Below are 22,613 nucleotides of genomic sequence, written 5' to 3'. Positions count from 1 at the left end.
CTCACTCGTCGAAGTCGTCCTCGTCATCGTCCGGCAGCAGGCTCCGCTTGGGCAGCGGCGCGGGCTTCTCCGGCGTGAACACCACTCGGCGGTTGCGGCCCTCACCCTCGGCCGCGACCTTCAACCCCACCACTCCTTCTACCGCCTTCAGCACCCGCGCGCGGTCGTCCTGCTTCATCGCGACGAGCGCGTAGAAGCGCCCCAGGCTGGCGGACTTCTCCGCGAGCTTGCGGACCGCCTCTCGCAGCGCGGCATCCTCCTCCACCGCCAGCGTCCGCTCGTCCCCGTCCGCCTGCGCCTTGGGCGCCGCCCCACGCTGCGCCGGAGCCTGCTTGTCCGCCCCACGCTGCGCCTGCTGCTTGGCGGGAGGGGGAGGCTGCGCCGCCTGCGCCTTGGGCGCCGGAGCCGCCGCCTGCTGCGCGGGGGCCTTCTCCACCGCGGCCTGAGCCTGCTGCGGCTCGCGACGCTGCCGGGGCTCCGGGTGCGCGCCACAGCCCAGCACCACCCAGCGCCGGTCGACGCCCGGGCGGTGCAGCATCTTGTTGAGCAGGAACTGGAGCGAATCCAGCACCTGGCTGCGGCGGCCCTGCTCGACGCCGGGCGGAGGCCCCGCTTCGAAGTGCAGGGCGACGGACAGGCTGCCGTCCGCCGCGTCCTGCATGTCCAGGCGGGCCGGGAAGCCCATCAGGCCCAGGATGTCACCGAGGAGCTTCTCCACGCGGGGGCGTAAATCCGCGCCCCCGGCAACGGGAGCCTGCTGGGAAACCGGCTGCTCGCTCACTTGCGCTTTCCTCCCGCTGTCGCCACCGCCGGCGTACCGCCACCCGCCTGCGGCTTGTTGCGGTCCAACCACTTCCTCAACCCGTACTGCTGCGCGATGGAGAAGATGTTGTTGGTGAAGATGTAGAGCGACAGACCCGCCGGGTACTGCAGCAGCGTCAGCGTGAAGATGCCGGGCACGAACCAGGTCATGATCTTCGCCTGGGTCGCATCCATCATCTGCGGCTGCATCTTCTGGGTGATGATCATCGACACGCCCAGCGCCAGGGGCAGCAGGTACGTGGGGTCCTTGTAGGTCAGGTCCCGCCAGATGGGGCCGAAGAAGGGCTCGCCGTACAGGTCGAAGCTGTTGCGCAGCGCCGTGAAGAGGGCGATCCAGACTGGCATCTGGATGAGCAGCGGGAGGCAGCCGCCGAGCGGGTTCACCTTCGCCTCCTGGTACAGCTTCATGATTTCGAGGTTCTGCTGCTCGCGGTTGTCCGCGAACTTCTTGCGAATCTCGTCCATGCGCGGCTGGAGCTTCTTCACCTCTTCCATGCTGACCATGGAGCGGTAGGTGAGCGGCAGCAGCACCAGCTTCACCACCACGGTCAGCAGGATGATGGCCACGCCCCAGTTGCCGGTGAGGCCGTGGAAGAACTTCATGATGCCCAGGAGGATCTTGCAGATGACGGCCCAGATGCCGAAGTCGACGGTGTCCTCGAGCTTCGGGTGGAAGGTCGCCTCACCCAGGCCCACGGCCTTGCGCAGCTCCGGCCCGGGCACCACGGCCATCAGGTCCGGGTCCTTGGGGCCCAGGTAGCCGCCGAGCTTCAGCGTCACCGTCTCACCCGCGGCCGCGCTCAGCGGGAAGGCCACGGAGACCTGACGCGCGGTGGGCGTGGCGGCGAGGATGCAGCGGCCGGGGCGGGGGCCCTCCAGCGGATAGAGCGCCGACAGGAAGTACTGCTGGTTGATGCCGAAGTAGTGAATCTGACCCTTGCTCTTCTCCGCGTCGAGCGCGTCGTCGCCCGGGTTCATGTTGTGGAGCTTGTCATCCACCCAGCACGCGGAGCGGCTCAGGTTGCCCACGCCGCCGAAGAACGACGGCGCGTGCTCGAAGTTCGGGTCGATGGCGCGGCCGTAGTGCACCAAGAGCTCGCCGTTCTGCGCCTGGCCCGACGTGTTCTTCACCTGGATGGTGTACGTGAGCTCGAAGCCCTCCTTCGGCCACTGCAGCACCTTCACCACCTCCCACGGACCCTGGCGGCCGGTGAAGGTGAGGGACTCCACGTCGCCGCCCGTCTTCTCGTCGACGGCGTAGGGGACGCCGGCGCCCAGGGGGCTCTGGCCCTCGATGGTGACGGACAGGGGCAAGGGCTGGTTGGGCACCGGCTGCGCCAGGTTCATCTGCGGCGCGGGAGGCACCTCCTTGCCGAGCAACTGCTGGTAGCCCTGGGCCAGGGTCAGCGAGTGCTGCTCGCGCATCTTCACGCCCTGCAGCTCGGCGGACGTCAGGCCCGCGCCCACGGAGGAGAACCGGTACACGGACTCCTTGCGGTGCGAGTCCACCTGCTTGGCGGGCGGAGGCGGGGTGGCCTCGGCGACGGTGCCGCCCGGGGAAGGCGGGGTGCCATCACCCGGGGAGGGCTGCGCGGCCTGTGCGGGGGTGCCAGCGTCCTGCGTGCCTGCGGCCGCCACACCCGCGTCATCGGCGCCAGGGGCGGCCGGCGGGGGCGGGAACAGGAACATCCATCCGGCGGTGACCGCGAAGGAGAGCAGCAGGGCGACCAGCAGCCGCTTCTGGGAGTCGTTCGACTGGGGCGAGAGCGGATCGTTCATAAGTGTCCCTCCCCGCGGGGGAGGGTGCGGCAAGGGGTGAAGACCCCGTCAGGGCACCGGGTCGATGCCACCGGGGTGGAAGGGCTGGCAGCGCATCAGGCGCCACACGGTGAGCCAGGAACCCTTGAACCCTCCATGCTTTTCCAGCGCCTCCATGGCGTAGGTGGAGCACGAGGGATGGAAGCGGCACACCTTCGGGAGCAGCGGCCCCAGGAACCTCCGGTAGAACCGAATGGGCAGCGAGATGACGAAGGCGAGCGGGCTCATCGGGGAGGCTCCTTCGGCTTCGGCTCGGCGGCCGGCGGGAGCCGCTGCAGCTTACGGGTGACACCGTCGAAGGCGCGCGACAGCGCCACGAAAGAGGCTTCCTTCGCGGATGAGCGCGCCACCAACACTACGTCCAGGCCCTGGGGCCATTGCGTGCGCCGCTTGCGGAACAGCTCCCGCAGCACACGCCTCAGGCGCGCTCGCACCACCGCGTTTCCCACCTTGCTCGACACGGTGAGGCCAACACGGGAGTACGCCCGGCCATTGCGCTTGTAGAGGGCGAGGAGGCAGTCGGAAGGGAGCTTCTGCCCGCCGTCCTGCACCTCGAGGAACTCACGCCTGCTGAGCAGGCGAAGGGCCTTGGGGAAGCGCTGGTCTGCCGGGCCCTCTCGGCCCGGCGTCGCACCCTCGGCCCTCACACGCGGACTCGCTTACTTCTTCGCGGCCGACACGACCAGCCGCTTGCGGCCCTTCGCGCGGCGGCGCTTGAGGACATCGCGGCCGGACTTGGTTCCATTGCGCTTGCGGAACCCGTGGGTGCGGTTGCGGCGCAGCTTCGACGGCTGATACGTGCGCTTGGACACGGCTCGAACTCCTTGATGAGGGGTGGCGCCTCCTACGGCTTCGGCGCGACCTGAACTAGGGAAAGGGCCGGGTCCGTAACCCCATTTCCGGGGTAAGTCAACGGAGGACCACCAGGACCGCCCCCATTTTCCAGATCCAGGGAACGGATTCCAGGCCTCCGAATCCTCCCGGGAGCGACCGCCCGCCCGGGTGGATCCATCTGGAGCGGCCGAGCACGCCTCCGTTCGATCAACCCGGGAGCGGATCCGCGCGCACCACTTGAAGGAGCCGTGACAGGGCTCCGGGCGTTTTGCGTTCCGTACTCCCAGTCAATCCCCGCGGGCGGAGCCCCAGCGGTTGGGGGGAGGGAAGCGGATCCCCACAACGACCCTGACCCGGCACGTCCGTTGCCGATTCGTGAGGTCCGGAAAAGATCCTTCAGCGGCGCCACTTTGGGTCGATAGCTTGATCCACCTGGACCCCTCTGTTAGCACCGCCGGACGCTCGCAGTCCCGCCCGCTTTGCACGGTTGAGACACACTTGAACGCCCTCGCCCAGGCCTCCGCCCCCCTTCCAAGCGCTGGAATTCTCTGGAACAAGTTGCTGGAGGCCATCCGTCAGGAGGGCCGTCAGTACGCGCTCCAGTGGTTGGACCGGGTGCGCGCGCTGGAGGTCCGAGACAACGCCCTCGTGCTGGGTGTCCCCGACCGCTTCTTCCGCGACTGGGTGGACGACCACTACCGCGGATTGCTCGAGGGACACCTGGCCCGGATGGGCGACGGCCTGTCCTCCGTGACCTATGAAGTCGTCGAGGGACTCGTCCCCGACCCCCAGTTCCCGCCCATACCCACCGTGAAGGTCAATGTGGGCCGGCCCTCGCGCCTCAACGGCCGGTTCACGTTCAGCACCTTCGTGGTGGCGGACAGCAACCAGCTGCCGGCGGCCGCGGCGCAGGCGGTGTCGGACAAGCCGGGTCACCACTACAACCCGCTCTACATCTACGGCGGCACGGGCCTGGGGAAGACACACCTGCTGCAGGCGGTGGGCAACCACATCTGGGAGAAGGACCCCTCGCAGCGCGTGGTGTTCCTCTCCAGCGAGCAGTTCACCAACGAGTACGTGGAGAGCGTGCGCGAGCACCGCATGACCGACTTCCGGCGCAAGTTCCGGGAGGAGTGCGACGTGCTGCTCATCGACGACATCCAGTTCCTGGGCAAGCGCGAGGAGACGCAGAAGGAGTTCTTCTACACCTTCAACACGCTCTACGAGCTGGGCAAGGCCATCGTCCTCACGAGTGACACGGTGCCCGCGGAGATTCCGGGCCTGGAGGAGCGGCTGCGCAGCCGCTTCACCATGGGCCTGATGACGGACATCCGCGAGCCCACGTACGAGACGCGCGTGGCCATCCTCCAGAAGAAGGCGGTGGCGGAGAACCTGGACCTGCCGGACTCCGTGGCGCACTTCATCGCCAAGCACATCCAGAAGAACGTGCGCGAGCTCGAGGGCGCGCTGGTGAAGCTGTCCGCGGTGCACAGCCTGACGCGCCAGCCGGTGACGGAGGAGTTCGCCGCCGAGGTCCTCCGCGACATCCTCCCCGCCCAGCACGTGGTGGACGTGGAGGCCATCCAGCGCGAGGTGGCCCGCTTCTACAAGGTCACCGTGGAGTCGCTGAAGGAGGACCGCCGTCACAAGGCCCTGGCGCACGCGCGGCAGGTGGCCATGTACCTGAGCCGCAAGCTGACCAAGAGCTCCTTCCCTGAAATCGCGTCGCGCTTCAGCAAGGACCACTCGACGGTCATCTCCGCGGTGCGCAAGGTGGAGGGCCTGCGTGAGTCGGACCCCACCGTGAAGCGCGAGCTGGCGGAGCTGGAGCTGCGGCTCGGCGGGCACTGAGCGCCCACCCACCGTCGGCCACCGCGTCCCACACACGGTACGACCAGGAACGGGCCGCGCGCCCGTATCCCAGGTGCCGTGACCCCTCGACTCAAAGGCCTGCTGACCCTGCTCGCCGTGCTGGCGGTGGTGGGGCTGTGGAGTCTCGAGTCCGCCAGGGACGCGCCCCGTGCGCGGCCCTCGCTCGCGCCCGTCCCGCCCGCACCGCGCTTTCCACCGCCGCCCGTGCTGACGCCGCCCGTCATCCCGTTCGGGGTGAAGGGGGCGCGGCGGTTGCTGAAGGCGGGGCTGACGCACCGCTACCGCTTCGACCTGGACACGCGGACGGCGGAGCAGCTCCCCGGCGCGGAGGCGGGGCGCACCTGGCGCCACTCCGGTTGGAGCGGAGAGGTCGCCGTGGCCTACGCGGGCACGGAGGGTGGGCAGCACTTCTTCGTGGCGCGGGTGAAGCCCACGTGGGTGGTGGACGCGGAGCCGCTCGTGGAGGGAGCGCTGCGCGACTTCCGCGCCAGCTTCGAGCGACCCGTGTACGTGACGCAGGACGCGCGCGGACGGGTGGTGGCCGTGCACTTCGACCCGTCGGTGGGTGCGCGGGCCCGAGGCTTCATGCGGCGGCTGGTGGCGGCGACCCAGTTCGTGGCGGAGGAGGGGCGCGCGTGGACCGCGGAGGAGGAGGACACCACGGGCGACTTCGAGGCGGAGTACCGCGCGGGAGGCAGCGCCCACACGTACGTGAAGACGAAGCGGCGCTACCTGCGCACGACGGTGCCCGTGTGGGCGCCCTCGGGACCTCGTGGGCCGGGGCTCGTCGTTCCGAGGCCACGAGGGCACTGGGACTTCACGCTCGACGCGGACGGGCTCGTGCGCGAGGTGACGGGCTCGGACGTGGTGGAGTCCGGAGGTGGCGCGACGGGGCTGCCGCTGGTGCGCCTGGAGACGCGGGTGGCGATGACACGCCTGGGCTCGGAGCAGCGCGCGGCGAGCACGCTGAAGGACTTCCATGCCGCGCGGTGGAGCGCCGAGGTGCTCTCCGCGCCGGAGACCTCCCGGCCTGTTCCACCAGATGGTGGAGGCGTGGAGCCACCCTCGTCGAAGCTGATTCAGATGCTGGCACGCGCCCTGGCGAAGCGGGAGCCCCTCTCACCGGAGCTGACCCACGCGTTGGCGCGGGACGTGACCGCGACGGCGGGAAGGGTGGAGCGGCCTTCCCGCGAGCTCGCTCGGGCACTCGCCCAGGCCGTGGGGATGACGACGGAGCCCGCGTTGAAGGACGCGGTGGGACAGGCGTTCGGCGCCGTGGCGCGAGGCCTCGAGCGCACCGAGCCTGCCCGCGCCGCCGAGCTCGTCGATGGATTGCTTCGTCGCTGTGAAGCCAGTCGACTGGACGCACGAGAGTGTCTGCACGTGCTGGCCCAGACAGGCTCGTCCCGAGGAGAAGGCTACGCTCGCAAGTCGCTCGCGAACACCTCGCCCGAGGTGCGCGCCGCGGCGGCTCGGGCCCTGGGCGCCATGAAGGGCGCGAGCGTGGAAGCCCTGCTGGACGAGGTCCTCCTGACGGACAAGGACGCCGCTGTCCGCGAGCAGGCCGCCGCCGTGATTTCCCAGCGCGTCTTGGGCCCGCATCTGCGCACGGTGGCGCAGTGCCTGCGCACGGAGCCCGAGCCCCGCGTCCGCGCCGAGCTGGTGCGGATGCTGGGCCAGGTGCTCACCGTGGAGCCCCTGGCCCCCGAGCTGCTTCGCGACGTGGCCGCGCGCGACGACTCCGAGGACCTCCGTCGACTGGCCTCGTCACTGCTCGCGAAGCCGTAGCCCTTGGCCCCTCAGACGTCCGGAATCCACAGCGCTCGCAGGTCCGCGGGGAGCTGGCCCATCACGTCGTCGGCCTCGCCCTCGGAGATGTGCTCGCGCACCGTGACGAACACGGCACGGCACAGCCGCTCCGCCTCGTTCGGCGTGGTGTCCAGGTCGTCCGCGACCATCTGCACGAACTCCAGCATCTTGAACTTGCGAGGAGGCAGGCCCTCGTGACGCGGGCACCGCTGCAGCATGTCCCGGACCTTCTGGGGAAGCTGCGCCTCCAGGTGCTTCACCTCTCCGCCCATCAGCCGCTGCTCCAGCGTACAGAGCACCGACTCCGCTGCCCGCTCCGCGAGCGCCCGGTCGACGCCCGCCCTCGCCTCCAGGTCGCGGAGGAAGAACGCATACGTGCGCGACGTCCTCGACTCGTGCCGCTTCGCGCGCAGCTCCTCGCTCGCACGCCCGTCCGCCGGCTGCTGTTGCCCCTCGGTTTCATTCGCCATGTCGTGGCCCTCCCTTCTCCCTCACCGTGACCACCGGCGGAGAGGACGACACGGGACCTCCGCCCTTCGCCGGGGCGACATGCCAGGGCCCGGACGCATGGCGCGCCCGCTCCCTCAGGGCCAGTCGACGAACACCCGGTCGAACACGACCTGCAACACCGGCCGCCACAGCACCAGCCCCCACAGCGCAATCGCGCCCAGCCCCAGCGCGATGCCCGCCAGCGCCTGCCCCCTGCGCCCGATGGGCGGCCTCGCATTGGCATCCACCGCCCGCAGGCCGAGGACGCCGAGCACCAACGCCATGGGCACCATCAACGGGAAGAACACCGACGAAATCCCCGCGGACAAGGCATGCCTCGCCAGCGGGTTGTTCACCTGGAGGTTCCACAGCCGCCGCAGGTCCTTCTCGGACACCTCCACGCGGAAGAAGAGCCGGGTGCGCGTGTCGAGGAAGATCTGCAGCGAGGAGATGAACATCAGGAACGCGGCCACCAGCGCTCCCGGGCCATACAGCGACGTGGCCCAGAGCCCTCCGACGACGGGCGTGAGCACCAGGCCCGGCCTCGCCCACGACTGTCCCAGGAAGAACGCCACGCCCACGCCCACGGCGCCGAGCAGCAACGGCACCAGCCTCCACTCCTCCAGGTACATGGCCAGCGCCGCCAGGCCGACGAGCAGCAGCGTGCCGCCCGCCACCGTCCACGCATTCGCGTCACGCTGGCCCCAGCGCTCCTGGCGGAAGACCTCCAGGTAGTTCACCTCCGGCCGGGCCGCGCAGGTGGCGCAATACAGCACGCCCATCACCCACGTCGCGCACGTGTCACAGGTGAACGCGCCACAGCGCTGACAGGTCGCCCCCGCTTCCTCCTCGGGATGGACCGCGCAGCGGGGCACGACACCGACGGAGGAGACCATGGCCCCAGTGTGACACGACGGGCCGGACAGCGCGGCCACGAGTCACGCCGCACCTCGCCCCGCCCGAGCGCGGCCCTCAACAGTTGCGGCCCTCCCCCCATTCCCCCGGTCATTCCTTGCCCACGCCCCGAGGCACGCGTGCTAAGCGCGAGAGGTGATTTCCTGGCACGAAAAGCCCCCGGAGGAACCTTGTCCCGAATGAAGGCCCTCGTCGCCGCAGCCCTCGTCCTGTTCGGGCTCCCGGCGCTCGCCCAATCCCCTCAAGAGGCGAAGCCGTTGGAGCCCGGGCGCGAAGCGCTCGCCATCCCCTACGAGAAATACACCCTGCCCAACGGACTGGAGGTCATCCTGTCCGTGGACCGCAAGCTGCCCGTCGTCTCCGTCAACGTCTGGTACCACGTGGGCGCCTACCACGAGCAGCCCGGCCGCACCGGCTTCGCCCACCTGTTCGAGCACATGATGTTCCAGGGCTCGCGCAACGTGGCCGACGACGTGCACATCTCCATGCTGGAGCAGCTGGGCGCCACCGACCTCAACGGCACCACCAGCTTCGACCGCACCAACTACTTCGAGACGGTGCCCACCCACCACCTGGAGACCGCCCTCTGGCTGGAGAGCGACCGCATGGGCTTCCTGCTCGATGCGATGACGCCCGAGAAGCTGGCCACCCAGAAGGAGGTCGTGAAGAACGAGCGCCGCCAGGGCACCGAGGCCGCGCCGTACGGTCTGGCCCGCGAGGCCGCGTGGCACGCGCTGTTCCCGCTGCCGCACCCGTACCACGGGGACGTCATCGGCTCGATGAAGGACCTGGACGCCGCCACGCTGGACGACGTGAAGGACTTCTTCCGCAAGTGGTACGCGCCCTCCAACGCCACGCTCGCCGTCGTGGGTGACTTCGACGTGGCGAAGACGAAGGCCCTCATCGAGAAGTACTTCGGCTCGCTGCCCAGCCACCCCAAGCCCACGCGGCCCACCGTCGCGCCGGTGAAGCTCACCAAGCCCGTGGTCATCCGCCACGAGGAGCGCATCGCGCAGCTGCCGCTGCTCTCCATGCAGTGGCTGACGCCCGCGTACTTCGAGCAGGGCGACGCCACCGCGGACGTGCTCGCCACGGCCCTGGGCACGGGCAAGGCCAGCCGGCTGTACCGCCGCCTCGTGCTGGACAAGCAGCTGGCGCAGAGCGTGGACGTGACGCAGCAGAGCCAGGGCGCGCAGTCGGTCTTCACGCTCAACGTGGTGGCCCGGCCCGGCGTGTCCACGGACACGCTCCAGAAGGAAGTGGACGCGGTGCTGGAGGACGTGCGCAAGAACGGCATCTCCGCCGAGGAGATTCAGCGCGCGCGCACCCGCTTCGACACGCGCACGCTCGCGGGGCTGCAGTCCATCGGCGGCTTCGGCGGCAAGGCGGACGTGCTCCAGAGCTACAACCACTTCGTCGGCGAGCCCAGCTACGTGGCGCAGGATTTGTCGCGCTACGAGACGGTGACGCCGGAGGCGGTGAAGCAGTTCGCCAAAGAGACCCTGAGCCCTGATTCACGCGTCATCCTCCACGCCGTGCCGCCCGCCCGGAAGCAGGCACCCGTCGAACCGAAGGAGCGCCGCTGATGCGCCGCCTCATCACCACCCTCGTCACCGTCTCCCTCGCCGGCTGCGCCAGCCAGCAGAAGCCCGCCGCAAGCGAGAACCCGGCCACCCCTCCCCAGGCCACGCAGCCCGCGGCACCGGCGGACGCCGAGGCCTTCCGCGCGACGAAGCCCGAGCCGGGCAAGCCGCCGGAGCTGGTGCTGCCCAGCTTCCAGAAGGCCACGCTCGACAACGGGCTCACCGTGCTGGTGAGCACCCGGCGCGAGCTGCCGCTGGTGTTCGCGGGCATCACCTTCGCGGCGGGCAGCGCGCAGGACCCCGCGGGCAAGCAGGGCCTGGCGGACCTGACGTACCGCATGCTGCTGGAGGGCGCGGGCACCCGCGACACCGTGGCGCTGGACAACGCCTTTGGTGATTTGGGCGTGTCCCCCTTCCAGGATGTCGCCGCGGACGGCGCCCAGGTGGGCGTGCGCGTGCTGACGCGCAACGTGGACGCGGCGCTGGGGCTCTTGTCGGACGTGACGCTGCGGCCCACCTTCGCGCCCAAGGCCTTCGAGCGCAGGAAGAAGCAGCAGCTGGCGGACCTGGTGCGCCGGCTGGGACAGCCCACCGCGCTGGGGCAGATTGTCTTCCTGTCGTCCGCCTTCGGCAGCGCGCACCCGTACGGGCACTCCGCGGCGGGCATGCCGGACACCGTGCAGGCGCTGTCGCTGGAGGACGTGCAGGGCTTCTACAAGAAGCACGTCGGCCCGGCCGCCGCGGCGCTGGTGATGACGGGCGACGTCACGCTGGACGAGGCGGTGGCCTACGCCAAGAAGCACTTCGGCACCTGGAAGTCGCAGGCCACGCTGCCGGCCGCGCCGCCCACGCCGAAGCTCGTGAACCGCGAGCAGGTGCACGTGGTGCCCAAGCCGGGCCTGGACCAGACGGTGGTCATCATGGGTCGGCCGGCCATCGCCGCGGGCAACCCGGACGAGTTCTCGCTGGAGCTGGCCACCACCGTGTTCGGTGGCTTCTTCGGCAGCCGGCTCAACATGAACCTGCGCGAGGACAAGGGCTACAGCTACGGCGCGGGTGCCAGCCTGGATCCGCGGCTGGGCGTGGGGCCTCTCACGTCGTATGCGTCGGTGCGCTCGGACGTGACGGGGCCCGCGGTGAAGGAGGCGATGGGTGAGGTGACGGGGCTGAAGTCGCGGCCCATCACCGAGAAGGAGCTGGAGGCCGCGCGCGAGGGCCTCATCCGCGCCTTCCCCGGCGCCTTCGAGTCGGTGGAGGGCCTGGGCTCCAGCGCGTCGCAGCTGTTCCGCAAGCGCCGGCCCATGGACGAGTTCAACCGCACCGTGGAGGGGCTGCGCACCGCCACCGCCGCGGACGTGCAGCGCGCGGCCGAGAAGTACCTGGACCCGGCCACGCTGCAAATCGTGCTCGTGGGTGACCCGCTCCTCATCCAGGAGCAGGTGTCGCCGCTCAACCTGGGCAAGCTCGTGCCCGTGGAGCCGGACACCCAGCCCGGCGTGACGCGCGCGGGGCCGTAGTCTCCCAGAGTCGCTTCGCTCCGCCCGGTGTGTCTTGCGGGCGGAGCACGGCTCACCCGACGCGGCCTCGCTCGCATGAGCGGTCGTCCCGCACGGCGTGAAGCTCGCGGGGACGTAGTCCTCGAGAGCCGCTTCGCTCCACCCCGCGTGTCCTCCGGGCGGAGCACGGCCCACGCGATGCAGCCTCGCTCGCGTGAGCGACCGTCCCGCATGGCGCGCTTCACGGTCGAGCCTGTCTCGTCAGCGCCGCGCGACGCCTCCGCGAACCTCGGGTGAAGAGGCGCTGACGCCGCGTCAGTCGCCCTCCTCGATTTGTCGCTCCAGCGAGCGCTCACGACCGCGCCGCTCGCGCTCCAGCTCATCCGCCTCGTCGATGGGGCTGCGGATGTCGGGCACGTCGCCGCCCACGGGCGCGTCACTGTCGAGCGCGAACTTCGCCTCCTGGGTGCTGTGGATGGAGTCCGCCGCGTAGAGCGGCCGGGTGTCATCCGCCTCCAGACCGCGCTCCACGCGGTCCTTCGCGAAGGTGGGCCGATGTCCCGAGGCCTTGCCACCCTTCGAGGGGTCGTTCTTCTTGTTGTCGGTGCCCATGTGGCGCTCCTCGCGCGAAGGGCGCGAGGTGCATCCCCGCGCCCACTCCCCATGGGCTCAATGTCGGAGCGACGCGGGCGCACACCAAGCTCCGGGCGACAACAGCGGGGCCCGGCCGCATGCCCGGTGGACGGGCCGGCTCACGCCCCCGTCATCGGCGCGAGCGGCGGAGGCTCCACCACCACCTGCATGGACAGCGCGGTGTGCTCGGCCTCCCAGCGCAGCCACAGCTTGGGCCGCGACGTCTTCGAGCGCGCGGGCTCCACCCTCAACGACAGCCAGTTGCGCTCGCGCAGGTAGCGGCTCTTGCCCACCGGCAGCATCTCCGTCTGCATGTACGAGGGCAAATCATCCACGGACTCCTCGGCCAGCATCCGCATGCCCATGAACTGGAGCATGCTCGGCGGCGGGTGGACGATGCCCGACGACGTCACCTGCTCGATGGCCGCCTCCGCGAGCCCCGCCGGCACGTGCTCCGGGTTGCGCGAGCGGATGAGCCCTCGCGCCCCCACGTGCACGTCCCCGGACACCACCGTCACCGCGCAGCACGACGCCTTCGCCAGCTGGAGCAGGTCCACCATCAACCGGATGCGCTCGCCCCGGTGCGCCACCGACTCCCACTGGTCCAGCATGTCGTCGTGCATCTCGGTGTCCCCGCCCATCGTCTCCACCGAGGGCCCGAAGCGCAGGTGCACCAGCGGCACCGACGACAACACCAGCACGTGCCGGGGCTTGTTCGCGCCCCGCCTCGCGTGCTCCTGGCGCCACGCATCCAGCGTGTGCCACTGCTCCGGGCTCATCACCTCGTGCGCCATCTTCCCGTTCGTCTGCCGCCGGTACGTGCGCCCGCTGCGCAGGTCCAACGCGAGCACGTCCACGTCGCACTCGGCGCCCGCGAAGCGCACGGACTGCAGATAGTGCCCCTCGCAGGGCCTGCGACGCGTCGGCTTCTCGGAGCCTCGCAGCGCGCCCAGCTGGAACGCCTCGAACGCGAGCGCGGCGGCGCTGTAGATGGACTCGAACCACTCGCAGGCCTGCAAGGACTCGTGCGAGCCCCAGCCGTCGAAGATGTCGTGGTCATCCCACGTGAAGAGGCCCGGCACCCGCGCCAGCATGGGGGCGATGCCCGCCGAGCCGCCCCACCGCTCGCAGTACAGCTCCACGTAGCGCGCCAGCATCTGCTCGTGGAAGCCCTTGGGCGGACCGAAGTCGCGGTTGAGCTTCTGCTCCAGCTCGCGCTTGCGGAACTCCACCAGCGGCTCGTGGTCCAGCAGCGAGTCCGCGTACACCTGGTCGCCGCCACCCAGCAGCAGCTCGAAGCCGCCCTCCGTGGGCTCCTCGTGCTGGGCGAGCATGTCCATCCAGCAGCCGAAGGGCCGCTTCATCCGCATCACCGAGCTCCACGTCTTCGCGTCGCTCGCGCCGTTGCAGGAGAAGAAGGCCGCCTTGGGCAGCGCGCCCCTCGCGGGCACCACCACCGTCCCCAGCGAGTCCTGGTTCCACGGCCGGGGCGGCTGGTGCGGCGCGGAGAAGTCCACCTCCTCCAGCACTTCGCCCGCGTCCACCGGCTCGAAGCGGTACGTCACCCGCCGGGCCTTGTCCTCGCGCGCGAGCGTCACCTCCCAGCGCCACAGCAGGCCCGCCGCCCGGCCCTCCAGCGCGGAGAAGTCCGCCACCCGCCGGGGAGGGGCCACGACGGTGTCCGGCAGCACCGTGCCGTCCGAGGCGCGCAGGCGCAGCTTGGGGAGCTTTGCCGCGTCCACCGCGTCCGCCGACAGGTACAGGTTCACGAAGAACGACCACCGGTCCTGCGACGGCTGGGTGGTCGTGTACAGCATCGGCCCGAGCAGCTTCTTCATCCACGCCCCCTCGAGATGCGTCAGGGCCGTGAGCCCCGGATTCACGGACTTTAACCCGTGAACCCGAGGAGGGTGCGCTCATGCCGGGAGTGTGTCCCGCGTCCCCAAGTTGCCCACAGGGGCTACTTCGCGAGGAAGTCGAGCACGGCGGCGTGGAACTTCTCGGGGGCCTCGAGGTGGGGGATGTGGCCCACGCCGGGCAGCTCCACGAGGGTGGCCTGGGGGATGGCCTGGGCGGTCTTCTTCCCGAGCTGGGGGTACTGGCCCATCGTCGCGGCGACGTCGGCGGGCACCTTGCCTCGGCCGATGAAGGTGCGGTCCTCCTGGCCGATGACGACGAGGGCGCGCGGCTTGACCCACGGGAACTCGTGGACGACGGGCTGCTCGTAGATCATCTGCGACGTCCGGGCGGCGACCTGGGCCAGGCGCGGGTAGTCACCGCCGAGCGTCTGGCGGTAGAGGACCTGGACCCAGACGTCGTACTCGGGCTTCCACTTCACGTAGTACGTGTGGTGGTACTTGCGGGTGGACTCCTCCGTCACCGCGAGCTGCTCCTTGTAATAGGCCTCGGTGGGCTGCCAGGGGGCCTTCTCACGGTAGTCCTCGAGGCCGATGGGGTTCTCGAGGATGAGGCGCTCGGTGGCCTGCGGGTACATGAGGGCGAAGCGGGTGGCGAGCATGCCGCCCATGGAGTGGCCGAGGATGACGGCCTGCTTGATGCCGAGCGAGTCGAGCACCTGCTTCGTGAGCGACGCGAGCGTGTGGAAGCTGTAGTGGACGTCGGGCTTGGACGAGCGGCCGAAGCCGAGCTGGTCCGGGGCGACGACGCGGAAGCCCGCGGCGGTGAGCGCGCGAATCGTCGGCTCCCAGTAGGCGCCGAAGAAGTTCTTGCCGTGCAGGAGCACCACGGTGCGGCCATTGGCGCGCGCGGTGGGCTTCACGTCCAGGTAGGCGAGGCGCACGTCCTGGCCCTCGACCTTCGTGGACAGGTACTGCACGGGGAACGCGGAGGGCAGGCCCTCCAGCGCGGTGCCGAGCGGCTCGACGGGGGCCTTGGACTGGGCGAGGGCGGGAGGAGCCGCCAGGAGAAGGGCGGACAGGGCCAGGACGGATGGACGGATGGACATGCGCTCCTCGGGAGGGGGTCGTCAGCGTCCGTGTGTAGCGCGCGCGTCGCCGGGACGCAGGCCCTTCGGCACCTGAACCGCCATTCATGTCCGGAGGTGGACCCCGGGCACGGCCTCATCGTGGAGCGGGCGGGCACCCGGGGTGCGGGGGCTCAGGCGCGCGAGTCGTCGAAGCTGCGCGGGCTGAGCAGGCGCAGCGTCAGCACCAGGGCCAGGAAGATGACGCTGGCGGTGACGGTGACGAAGCGCACGCCCACGCGGTCCGCGAGCGCGCCCAGGGCCCAGACGCCCGCGGCGTACCCTCCGCCGAGCACCATGCTGTAGAGGCTGCTGACGCGCGCCTGCATGTCGCGGGGCACTCGCGAGGTGGCGAAGGCGTGCAGGCCGCTCATCAGCGTGAGGTAGTTGGCGCCGAGCAGGAAGATGACGGCCGCGGCCACGGTGAGCGTGGGCGACATCCAGTACACCGCGGACACCACGCCGATGGACATGGCGGCGAAGCCCAGGAGCTTGCGGTGGCCCAGCGCATCCGCGAGGGTGCCCACGACGACGGCGGCCACCACCGCGCCCGCGCCCTGGCAGGCGACGAGCAGCGACGTCGCGGCGGCGCCCTGGCCGAAGACGTTGATGGCGAAGACGGGCACCAGGCCGATGAACGGCGCCACGAGCGCGGCCACGAACAGCGTGCCCCAGAGCACGCGGGAGATGTCCTCGTCCGCGCGGGCGACGGAGACGCCTCGGGTGATGCCGGCCCACAGGCTCTCCTTCGTGTGCGGCGTGTCGCGCGAGGGCAGCGTCACGCGGGACAGGGCGATGAGGCTCGCGACGAAGGACAGCGTGTTGATGAGCAGCGCCCACGACGCGCCGCCCATCTGGAGCACCAGCGCCGCGAGCAGCGGGCCCACGATGCGCCCCAGGTTGTACTGCGCCGAGTTGAGGCTCATGGCGCTGTGCAAATCACGGGGCGGGACGAGCTCCGCGAGCATCGCGGAGAAGGCCGGGTTCGTCAGCGTGCTCGCGCAGCCGTTGAGCAGCGTGACGACACCGACGATGGGCACGGTGAGCTCGCCGATGAAGGCGAGCACGGTGAGCACCGCGGCCAGCACCAGCTGCACGGCGATGCCCAGCGCCACGTAGACGCGGCGGTCGAAGCGGTCCGCGAGCGCGCCGCCGAGCGGCGACAGGATGACGGAGGGCAGGAAGGCGAGGGCGACGATGCCGCCGGTCCACTCGGCGCGGCCCGTCTCCTGCGTGACGTACACGCCCATCGCCACCGTCTCCATCCAGGTGCCGATGTTGGAGATGAGGGCGCCCAGCCAGACCGCGAGATAGCCGGGGTGTTCGAAGGCGCGAAGCGAAGAGAGATGGGGCAGTCGAAGTGCGCGCACGGCGAGTTCCTTGTACCGCACACGCCGACGACGCGCGCTCGCGAGCCGCGTCATCATTGGGGCCGCAATCACGCGGGTGGCAGAGGGGCCAGCAGCCAGGCTTCAGCGTGCGGTGGATGACGAAACCACCGACGACGCTCGCCGCGTCTTCGTGACACACAGTTCGCGCGCGGCGCGGGCGGCACAGTGCCTGTGTACGGGTTCACTCAGTGTTTTTCGAGGAAGCTCCGTGAGTTTCCGCGTGCGCGAGAGTGCGCGCCTGTCGGGACAGCGGGGCTCGCGTGCGGAGACGGGCGCGCAGTGACACCGTGGCTTCGATGAGGAGCAACGAGTCACACGGATTGCACGTTGCGAGGATGACGAGGCCTCGTACCGCCCATGCGCTCCATTCATCGAGCAAAGCGGGACGTTCGTCGTGACACGGTGCCGTGCCTCCACCACCCGCGGTCGGCACGCGGAGCAACGCGCGACTCGTCGCGGCGGAGGACGGCGCCGAGCCTCCGAAGGGCTCGGCCTCGCGACACGACCTGGAACGCGCTCAGCGACGCACGGGAGCGGAGCGCGCGGAGACGGGACCCTTCCCGCTCGGGAGGATGGTGCCGTCCTCGGAGATGCGCGCCGCCGAGCCGGGGAAGTCCTCGGCGGACAAATCCCTCAGCAGCTTGATGACGGCGCCCTTCTCGTCGGGGACCGCGATGCCCTTGTCCACCTGCTTCGTGGCCAGCACGCGGCCGCCGGTGAAGGCACCCTCGCGGTCCAGCTCCACCTCGAGCACCATGCCGAGCCCCTGCGGACCCTTCAGGTTGAACCGCCCATAGGTCGCGAAGTTCCCCAGCGAGTACGCGATGAGGCGGCCCTTGTAGAACTCCATGCCGCGCACGACGTGGGGACCGTGGCCGATGACCACGTGCGCACCCGCGTCCACCATCGCGTGCGTGAAGAGCCTCAAGTCACCTCGGTCCTCGCCGAAGAACATCTCACGGCCCTGCGGGACATGCAGCGCCTTGCCACCCTCCGCGCCACCGTGGAAGGAGACGATGACGATGTCGTGCTCGACGGCCGCCGCGCGCACCAGCGCCGTGGCGGTCTCCGTGTTGTTGAGGTGGTTGCACGAGGGCGACGTGTGGAACGCCACCATGCCGATGCGCAGCCCGTTGCGCTCCACCGTCGCCACCGAGCCCGGCGGCCCGCTCCACGCGATGCCGAGCGCATCGAGCGTGGCCTCGGTCTCACGACGGCACAGCTCGCCGAAGTCACCCGAGTGGTTGTTCGCCGTGGACGCGAGGTCCACGCCCGCGTCCTTGAACACCTGGCCGTAGGCCGTGGGCGAACGGAACGCGTAGCAGTTCCTGGACGAGCGGCACTTCTTCGTCGAGCCGTTGTCGCACAGCGGGCCCTCGACGTTCGCGAAGGTGACGTCCGCGTCCTCCATCAGCGAGCGCACACCGGCAATCACGCTGCTGGCGCCATCCGGTGGCAGGTTTCCCTCGGGGACGGTGGTGCCGAGCATCATGTCGCCCACGGCGCGGATGCGGACCTTGGCATCGAGCGGCGGGGGAGGGCGGTTGCTGGCGACGGGTGACTGGTTGAGCTTCGCCTGGAGCGCGGCCTGCCCTCGGGCCTGGGCCAGCGCGGTCTCGAGGTCCGGGTGCTCGGGCGCGAGCTTCTGGACCTCGGTCCACTGCGTGAGCGAGTCCGCCCAGCGGCCTTCCACCGAGTACGCCCAGCCCAGCTCCCAGCGACAGTCCACGCGCGTGGGCAGGGCCTTCACGCACGAGGACAGCTCCTGGATGGCGACGGGGGTGTTCTTCTGCTGGAGGGCCTCGAGGCCACGGGCATAGTGCAGCTCGGCGGCCTCGGGGTTCGGGGCGAACGAGTCACCCGAGCTCAAGGCCAGGACCGCGGCCTGGAGCGCACCGGCACCGGCTCGCGCGGCCGCGTTCCCGATGTCCGAGAGACCTCCCGCCGCAGCGGGCTGCACCGTGGAATCGGTCGACGAGGGGGTCGAGGAAGCCAGGGCCACCGGAGCTCGCGAGGTCGTCGAGACCATGACCGAGCGTGCTCCCGCGCTCATCACGTCGGCCACGCTCGACGCGCTCAGTCCGGAGCGCACCGCATGCGCTCCCACGCTCATCACGGCGGAGGACGCGCTCGGTCCCGGGCTCGCCATCCTGGCGCCCACGGCCATGCCCCTCACCACCGCGCGCGCTGACTCCTCACCGGCGCGCTGAGCGGCGTTGGCGAGCGCCTCCACCTCCCACGCGCTGCGCACGGACCGGGAGCCGGCCGAGGACAACAGCTCGGCGCTCCGGCCCATGGGCGTTGTGGAGAACTTGTGGGCGGCGTCGGGCACGAGCTCCGAGGAGGGGCCCGATGAGGTGGCGAGCGCGAGCAGGACGAAAGCGGACGGGAGCATGGCTCGGGCATCTTACGAGCCTTGGGGCCCTCCAGGGACAGCCCCCGTGTGCCTGTGACTTCAGCGGGCAGGCGGGCAGCCCCGCCGACCCACCCCGCCCACGCCTAGCCCAGCAGGTCCAGGAGCCTGGAGCCCCGGCGCTGACGTGGCAGCAGCTTGAATCGCCGGAGCTCCTTTCGCTTCACCTTCGACTCCACGGCGCTGTGCACCGACAAGCGACCCGGGCCCCGCAGGAGCAACCCGAGGGCGATGGCGCACAGGGCGAGGTTGAACTCGAAGCCGCCCTTGGTGTTGTCGAAGCCCTTGGAGCCATGGACCTTCGCGATGGCGAACGCCTGGGTGACGAGTACGGCCACCGCCGCGGGTCGGGTCGCGATGCCCAGGATGGCGCCCACGCCCGCGAGGACTTCGGTCACGCCCGTGGCCAGCACCAGGGGCCTGGCCGGCTTGAGGCCGAGCTGTTCGAAGAAGCCCGCGTGCTGCTCGGTGCCCTCCTTGCGCAGCTTGGCGATGCCATGCACCACCATGGTCGAGCCCAATGACAGTCGAGGAGGCAGCAAGGCCGCCGCCTTGAGGAGGTCCGGTTGCTCGGTCAGCGTCACGGAGTTCATTCCCTGTTCTCCTTGCTCGGGGGCCACGGGCCCGTCCGGGAAACCTGAGTACGTTGGGAACGCTCCATGCCCCCGGCACCCGTGCGCCGGCGCACCTCCCTCGGTGGACGACCGGGCCTTCGACCGCTCCGTCACACAGGGATGAACTTCGCGCCCGTGGGCTTCAGCCGCTCCAGGGACTCCTTGATGTCCTCTGAGACGATGAGGGCGATGTCCCAACCTTCCGTGCGGAAGATCTTGGCATTGCCCACCTTGGAGGGGTCGATGCGAAGCCCCATCACGGATTTGTAGTCACCCACACGGTCTGGCTGGCCATGTTCGGGCAGCCAGTAACGCACCTCTTCGGACGCTTCGTCGTCGATACAGCGAAAGCGCTTCGTGACAACCAGGATGAGGTACTGGTCCGGCTTCCCCTGGATGTCGACTGGGATGAGTTGCACGTCGTCCGGAGCCAACTCCGCGAAGAGCGAAGCCATCTTGATATGGACGACGGGCACCGCACCTGTGCCCGCGATGCAGAAATCCAACGCCTTGCCTGGCTCGTTGATTGGCATCGAGAGACGACCCTCGACTCGGACAGGCTGTCCCGCCGTGAAGACATAAGGGTCCTCGATCTCATGACCCTGCGCGTCCTGGGGATCTCCCAGGTACCAGTACCCAGCTCGGACGTCCTCGTTCAGCCTGAAGTAGCGCACCCGTGGCATGGTGAAGGCTGTCTACCTCACTTCCCCTCCGTCACGAGCCTGTGGAGTTTCGTTCCCTGGGTCGAGACCTCGCTCGCCAGTTCCTTGAGTGTAGCGGTGAGTGACTCACGACAGGCCACCACGGTGCGGCACCTGCGCGTCGCATCCCGAAGTCTTTCGTGGACGGCCATGTGGTACTCCTCCGGGTGAGGCCCTTTGTACCCCTCGACACGCACGATGTTCTCGGGGTCCTTCAACTCCATCCCCGCCTTCTTGAAGATGTCCCTGAACCTCGGGGTCCATGGGCCTCCACGAGCAGCGGACTTGCTGTTCTTGTTCGTCGCGAGGTGATGCTTCTCGGTGCGCCCGCTCCTCGACTCCGAGGACGCCATGGCGACCGCGTGAGGCGCCAGCACCACCGTGAAGCCCTCGGCCGACATCGCCACCGAGCGCACGCTGCCCACCGCCATGTACCGATAGCCCGCCTGCGACTCCACCGCGACCGCCGCCTGCGCCGAGCCCGGCAGCCCTGACGCCTTCGCCGCCAACCCCGCCGTGCTCCCAATCGCCGCCGTCGCGAGCATCATGAAGACTCGCGCCGAGTTCTCTCCGAGCACCTCGCCGTACGCCTCTCCCGCCGCGCTGAGCTCCTCGAAGCTCCGCGCCCGGTCCGCCTCGCGCACCAGCACCACCCAGCCATCCAGCACCCGCCACACCGTGTCCACGCCCAGGTACGCAATCGCTGTCGCCGTCAGCAGCGCCGCCAGACCCTTGGACACGGGCTCGGGCAGCGCCCACAAGAGCAAGTACATGCTCACGGACGCCGTCACTGTCGCCAGCAACGCCTGGGGGTCCGTCGCATCCTCCAGCGCCTCCGCGGTCTCCTCCCACACCGCGTCCATCGCGATGGCCAGCGCCAACGAGTACCGGCCGTCACTCCCCAGCAACGGTCCCTCTTCCAGCAGGCGCAGACAGTCTCCAGGCTGCGACTTGCGCTCGCACCAGCGCCCGTAGTCCCGTGTCAGCGCGTCATCGGCGTACGTCTCCAGCAATCGGAGTCCTCCGACGTCCCCGTCCCCGCGCGGGATGAGCTTGAGGCTCTGCGGCTGGTACTCGTACACGCCACTTCGCTCCGGCACGCCGAAGCGCTCGCGGGCCTCTCTCAACGGATGCTCGAAGGGCCTCACGTCCCGAGCGAGCACCACCAGGGCCTCTTCGAACTCATCGTCGTCCAACTCCACCGGCCCCGCGTCCTCGTCCTCGAAGGGCACGTGGACCTCTGGCGCGCCCTCGCCTGAGTCCAGTCGGACGACCCGCGTGCTCGAACAACCCACCAGGGTCAGTGCCAACAGCCACACGATGAAGCGATGCGCGCTCATCCAGCCCCCGTGCACATGACCTCGCGAGACTCGCGACGCAATAGCAGGGCGGTCCGACGTGCCATCGCACCGTCGGTCTCGGAATCACAGCCTCGGCCACCAGGTGGAGCTACGCCTGCTCCGAGAGCGGCGGATCCATGAGCGCGGCCACCTCCGCCGAGTAACCCCCAGGTCCCTCTCCGTGGACCACGAGTGGCGGACGCACGGTGAGGCCTCGGTCCCTGTCTCGCACGGCCTGCACCAGGAAGCGCGTCGCCGGCGCCTCCACCCTCGAGTGCACGAAGCGCAGCACGCGCGGATGCAGCTTCGACTGCGCCAGCAACCCGAGCACCTCCGCCGCTCGCGCCGCCGGATACACCAGGCTCACCAGTCCCCCAGGAGCCAACGCATACCGCGCCGCCGCGACCACGTCCCGGGCATCACACGCCACCTCCGACTTGGAGATGGCGCGCTCGTCATCCGGACTGCGCACCCCCGCATCCGCCACCCGGAACGGCGGGTTCGACACGACCTGCACATACCCTCCACCCGTCACCTGCTCACGGATGCGCCGCAAATCCCCGAGCACAGGCCGCACCCGGGACTCACAGTCATTGAGCGCCACGGCCCGCGTCAGCCGCGCATGCACCGCGGGCTGCACCTCCAGCGCATCCACGGGCCCCAGCCCGAACTGCTTCACGAGCAGCAGCGACACCACGCCGCTGCCCGCACCCAGCTCCAATATCCGCCCCGAGCCCTGCGGGGACTCCGTGGCCGCGAAGGCCGCGAGCAGCACCGCGTCCAGCGTGAACCGATACCCATCCCGTCGCTGGAAGACGCGCACGCCCGAGGTGCCGATGGAGTCGAGCGTCTCGTCCGGGCCGGGCTGTGAGGCGGAGTCAGTCACGGGGGGGACGCCAT

At 69.9% G+C, this 22,613-nt stretch carries 20 protein-coding genes; 4 read left to right on the top strand and 16 right to left on the bottom strand.

Annotated elements, in window-relative coordinates; all coding sequences use genetic code 11:
• Nucleotide 1 precedes the first annotated feature (1 nt).
• From VZQ01_RS19695 to rpmH, 5 genes are read right to left on the bottom strand one after another with little or no spacing between them, the layout of a single operon-like run.
• Nucleotides 2-781 carry a hypothetical protein gene (locus VZQ01_RS19695; protein ID WP_426748673.1) on the bottom strand — a complete coding sequence of 260 codons (780 nt, stop codon included), beginning with the start codon at nucleotides 779-781 and terminating at the stop codon, nucleotides 2-4.
• Nucleotides 778-2,601 carry a membrane protein insertase YidC gene (yidC, locus tag VZQ01_RS19690; protein ID WP_426748671.1) on the bottom strand — a complete coding sequence of 608 codons (1,824 nt, stop codon included), beginning with the start codon at nucleotides 2,599-2,601 and terminating at the stop codon, nucleotides 778-780. The genes VZQ01_RS19695 and yidC overlap by 4 nt, the downstream gene beginning before the upstream one ends.
• A 48-nt stretch (nucleotides 2,602-2,649) precedes the next feature.
• Nucleotides 2,650-2,868: a membrane protein insertion efficiency factor YidD gene (gene yidD, locus VZQ01_RS19685; RefSeq protein WP_046717246.1), complete on the bottom strand. Its 219-nt coding sequence runs from the start codon at nucleotides 2,866-2,868 to the stop codon at nucleotides 2,650-2,652.
• Nucleotides 2,865-3,287: a ribonuclease P protein component gene (gene rnpA, locus VZQ01_RS19680; RefSeq protein ID WP_046717247.1), complete on the bottom strand. Its 423-nt coding sequence runs from the start codon at nucleotides 3,285-3,287 to the stop codon at nucleotides 2,865-2,867. The genes yidD and rnpA overlap by 4 nt, the downstream gene beginning before the upstream one ends.
• Before the next feature lie 12 nt (nucleotides 3,288-3,299).
• Entirely contained in the window at nucleotides 3,300-3,452 is a 153-nt protein-coding gene (gene rpmH, locus VZQ01_RS19675; protein WP_015353655.1) for a 50S ribosomal protein L34, read from the bottom strand.
• Nucleotides 3,453-3,972: 520 nt separating this feature from the next.
• Here rpmH and dnaA point away from each other — a divergent pair.
• Both dnaA and VZQ01_RS19665 read left to right on the top strand, forming a co-directional pair.
• Entirely contained in the window at nucleotides 3,973-5,325 is a 1,353-nt protein-coding gene (gene dnaA / locus VZQ01_RS19670; RefSeq protein WP_426748669.1) for a chromosomal replication initiator protein DnaA, read from the top strand.
• A gap of 78 nt (nucleotides 5,326-5,403) precedes the next feature.
• Complete coding sequence (locus tag VZQ01_RS19665) at nucleotides 5,404-7,134, top strand: HEAT repeat domain-containing protein (RefSeq protein ID WP_426748667.1); 1,731 nt, start codon at nucleotides 5,404-5,406, stop codon at nucleotides 7,132-7,134.
• Nucleotides 7,135-7,145: 11 nt separating this feature from the next.
• Here the strand turns inward: VZQ01_RS19665 and VZQ01_RS19660 are convergent, their stop codons facing one another.
• Both VZQ01_RS19660 and VZQ01_RS19655 read right to left on the bottom strand, forming a co-directional pair.
• Nucleotides 7,146-7,625 carry a DUF2267 domain-containing protein gene (locus VZQ01_RS19660; RefSeq protein ID WP_408888566.1) on the bottom strand — a complete coding sequence of 160 codons (480 nt, stop codon included), beginning with the start codon at nucleotides 7,623-7,625 and terminating at the stop codon, nucleotides 7,146-7,148.
• Between the two features lie 114 nt (nucleotides 7,626-7,739).
• Nucleotides 7,740-8,540, bottom strand: a complete 801-nt coding sequence (locus tag VZQ01_RS19655; protein ID WP_408888565.1) for a B-box zinc finger protein — start codon at nucleotides 8,538-8,540, stop codon at nucleotides 7,740-7,742.
• Between the two features lie 198 nt (nucleotides 8,541-8,738).
• Here VZQ01_RS19655 and VZQ01_RS19650 point away from each other — a divergent pair, with 198 nt between their 5' ends.
• Both VZQ01_RS19650 and VZQ01_RS19645 read left to right on the top strand, forming a co-directional pair.
• Nucleotides 8,739-10,145, top strand: coding sequence for a M16 family metallopeptidase (locus VZQ01_RS19650; RefSeq protein WP_223749501.1), 1,407 nt, complete (start codon nucleotides 8,739-8,741; stop codon nucleotides 10,143-10,145).
• Nucleotides 10,145-11,659, top strand: coding sequence for an insulinase family protein (locus tag VZQ01_RS19645; RefSeq protein WP_426748664.1), 1,515 nt, complete (start codon nucleotides 10,145-10,147; stop codon nucleotides 11,657-11,659). The genes VZQ01_RS19650 and VZQ01_RS19645 overlap by 1 nt, the downstream gene beginning before the upstream one ends.
• A 294-nt stretch (nucleotides 11,660-11,953) precedes the next feature.
• Here the strand turns inward: VZQ01_RS19645 and VZQ01_RS19640 are convergent, their stop codons facing one another.
• From VZQ01_RS19640 to VZQ01_RS19600, 9 genes are all read right to left on the bottom strand, one after another.
• Nucleotides 11,954-12,250, bottom strand: coding sequence for a hypothetical protein (locus VZQ01_RS19640; protein WP_046710224.1), 297 nt, complete (start codon nucleotides 12,248-12,250; stop codon nucleotides 11,954-11,956).
• A gap of 140 nt (nucleotides 12,251-12,390) precedes the next feature.
• Nucleotides 12,391-14,109, bottom strand: coding sequence for an alkaline phosphatase D family protein (locus VZQ01_RS19635; RefSeq protein WP_426748662.1), 1,719 nt, complete (start codon nucleotides 14,107-14,109; stop codon nucleotides 12,391-12,393).
• Between the two features lie 122 nt (nucleotides 14,110-14,231).
• Nucleotides 14,232-15,236, bottom strand: a complete 1,005-nt coding sequence (locus VZQ01_RS19630; protein ID WP_426748660.1) for an alpha/beta fold hydrolase — start codon at nucleotides 15,234-15,236, stop codon at nucleotides 14,232-14,234.
• 152 nt (nucleotides 15,237-15,388) lie between these two features.
• Nucleotides 15,389-16,624, bottom strand: coding sequence for an MFS transporter (locus VZQ01_RS19625; RefSeq protein WP_426748659.1), 1,236 nt, complete (start codon nucleotides 16,622-16,624; stop codon nucleotides 15,389-15,391).
• 538 nt (nucleotides 16,625-17,162) lie between these two features.
• A complete protein-coding gene (locus VZQ01_RS19620) occupies nucleotides 17,163-19,040 on the bottom strand; it encodes a CapA family protein (protein ID WP_426748657.1) in 1,878 nt (625 codons plus the stop codon).
• A 104-nt stretch (nucleotides 19,041-19,144) separates the two neighbouring features.
• Nucleotides 19,145-19,651, bottom strand: coding sequence for a DoxX family protein (locus tag VZQ01_RS19615; RefSeq protein ID WP_223749496.1), 507 nt, complete (start codon nucleotides 19,649-19,651; stop codon nucleotides 19,145-19,147).
• 131 nt (nucleotides 19,652-19,782) lie between these two features.
• Entirely contained in the window at nucleotides 19,783-20,355 is a 573-nt protein-coding gene (locus VZQ01_RS19610; protein ID WP_426748655.1) for an imm11 family protein, read from the bottom strand.
• Between the two features lie 17 nt (nucleotides 20,356-20,372).
• Complete coding sequence (locus VZQ01_RS19605; protein ID WP_426748653.1) at nucleotides 20,373-21,713, bottom strand: AHH domain-containing protein; 1,341 nt, start codon at nucleotides 21,711-21,713, stop codon at nucleotides 20,373-20,375.
• A 109-nt stretch (nucleotides 21,714-21,822) separates the two neighbouring features.
• Complete coding sequence (locus VZQ01_RS19600) at nucleotides 21,823-22,599, bottom strand: tRNA1(Val) (adenine(37)-N6)-methyltransferase (protein ID WP_223749493.1); 777 nt, start codon at nucleotides 22,597-22,599, stop codon at nucleotides 21,823-21,825.
• Nucleotides 22,600-22,613 lie beyond the last annotated feature (14 nt).

Source organism: Myxococcus faecalis (assembly GCF_050039385.1).
Classification (GTDB): domain Bacteria; phylum Myxococcota; class Myxococcia; order Myxococcales; family Myxococcaceae; genus Myxococcus; species Myxococcus fulvus.
This window is presented reverse-complemented; position numbering and strand designations above follow the sequence as displayed.

Coding starts and splice junctions, on each gene's coding strand:
- VZQ01_RS19650 (WP_223749501.1), top strand. CDS start 8,739: ATGAAGGCCCTCGTCGCCGCAGCCCTCGTCCTGTTCGGGCTCCCGGCG.
- VZQ01_RS19615 (WP_223749496.1), bottom strand. CDS start 19,651: ATGAACTCCGTGACGCTGACCGAGCAACCGGACCTCCTCAAGGCGGCG.
- VZQ01_RS19610 (WP_426748655.1), bottom strand. CDS start 20,355: ATGCCACGGGTGCGCTACTTCAGGCTGAACGAGGACGTCCGAGCTGGG.
- VZQ01_RS19605 (WP_426748653.1), bottom strand. CDS start 21,713: ATGAGCGCGCATCGCTTCATCGTGTGGCTGTTGGCACTGACCCTGGTG.
- VZQ01_RS19620 (WP_426748657.1), bottom strand. CDS start 19,040: ATGCTCCCGTCCGCTTTCGTCCTGCTCGCGCTCGCCACCTCATCGGGC.
- VZQ01_RS19630 (WP_426748660.1), bottom strand. CDS start 15,236: ATGTCCATCCGTCCATCCGTCCTGGCCCTGTCCGCCCTTCTCCTGGCG.
- VZQ01_RS19635 (WP_426748662.1), bottom strand. CDS start 14,109: ATGAAGAAGCTGCTCGGGCCGATGCTGTACACGACCACCCAGCCGTCG.
- VZQ01_RS19645 (WP_426748664.1), top strand. CDS start 10,145: ATGCGCCGCCTCATCACCACCCTCGTCACCGTCTCCCTCGCCGGCTGC.
- VZQ01_RS19655 (WP_408888565.1), bottom strand. CDS start 8,540: ATGGTCTCCTCCGTCGGTGTCGTGCCCCGCTGCGCGGTCCATCCCGAG.
- VZQ01_RS19640 (WP_046710224.1), bottom strand. CDS start 12,250: ATGGGCACCGACAACAAGAAGAACGACCCCTCGAAGGGTGGCAAGGCC.
- VZQ01_RS19660 (WP_408888566.1), bottom strand. CDS start 7,625: ATGGCGAATGAAACCGAGGGGCAACAGCAGCCGGCGGACGGGCGTGCG.
- yidC (WP_426748671.1), bottom strand. CDS start 2,601: ATGAACGATCCGCTCTCGCCCCAGTCGAACGACTCCCAGAAGCGGCTG.
- yidD (WP_046717246.1), bottom strand. CDS start 2,868: ATGAGCCCGCTCGCCTTCGTCATCTCGCTGCCCATTCGGTTCTACCGG.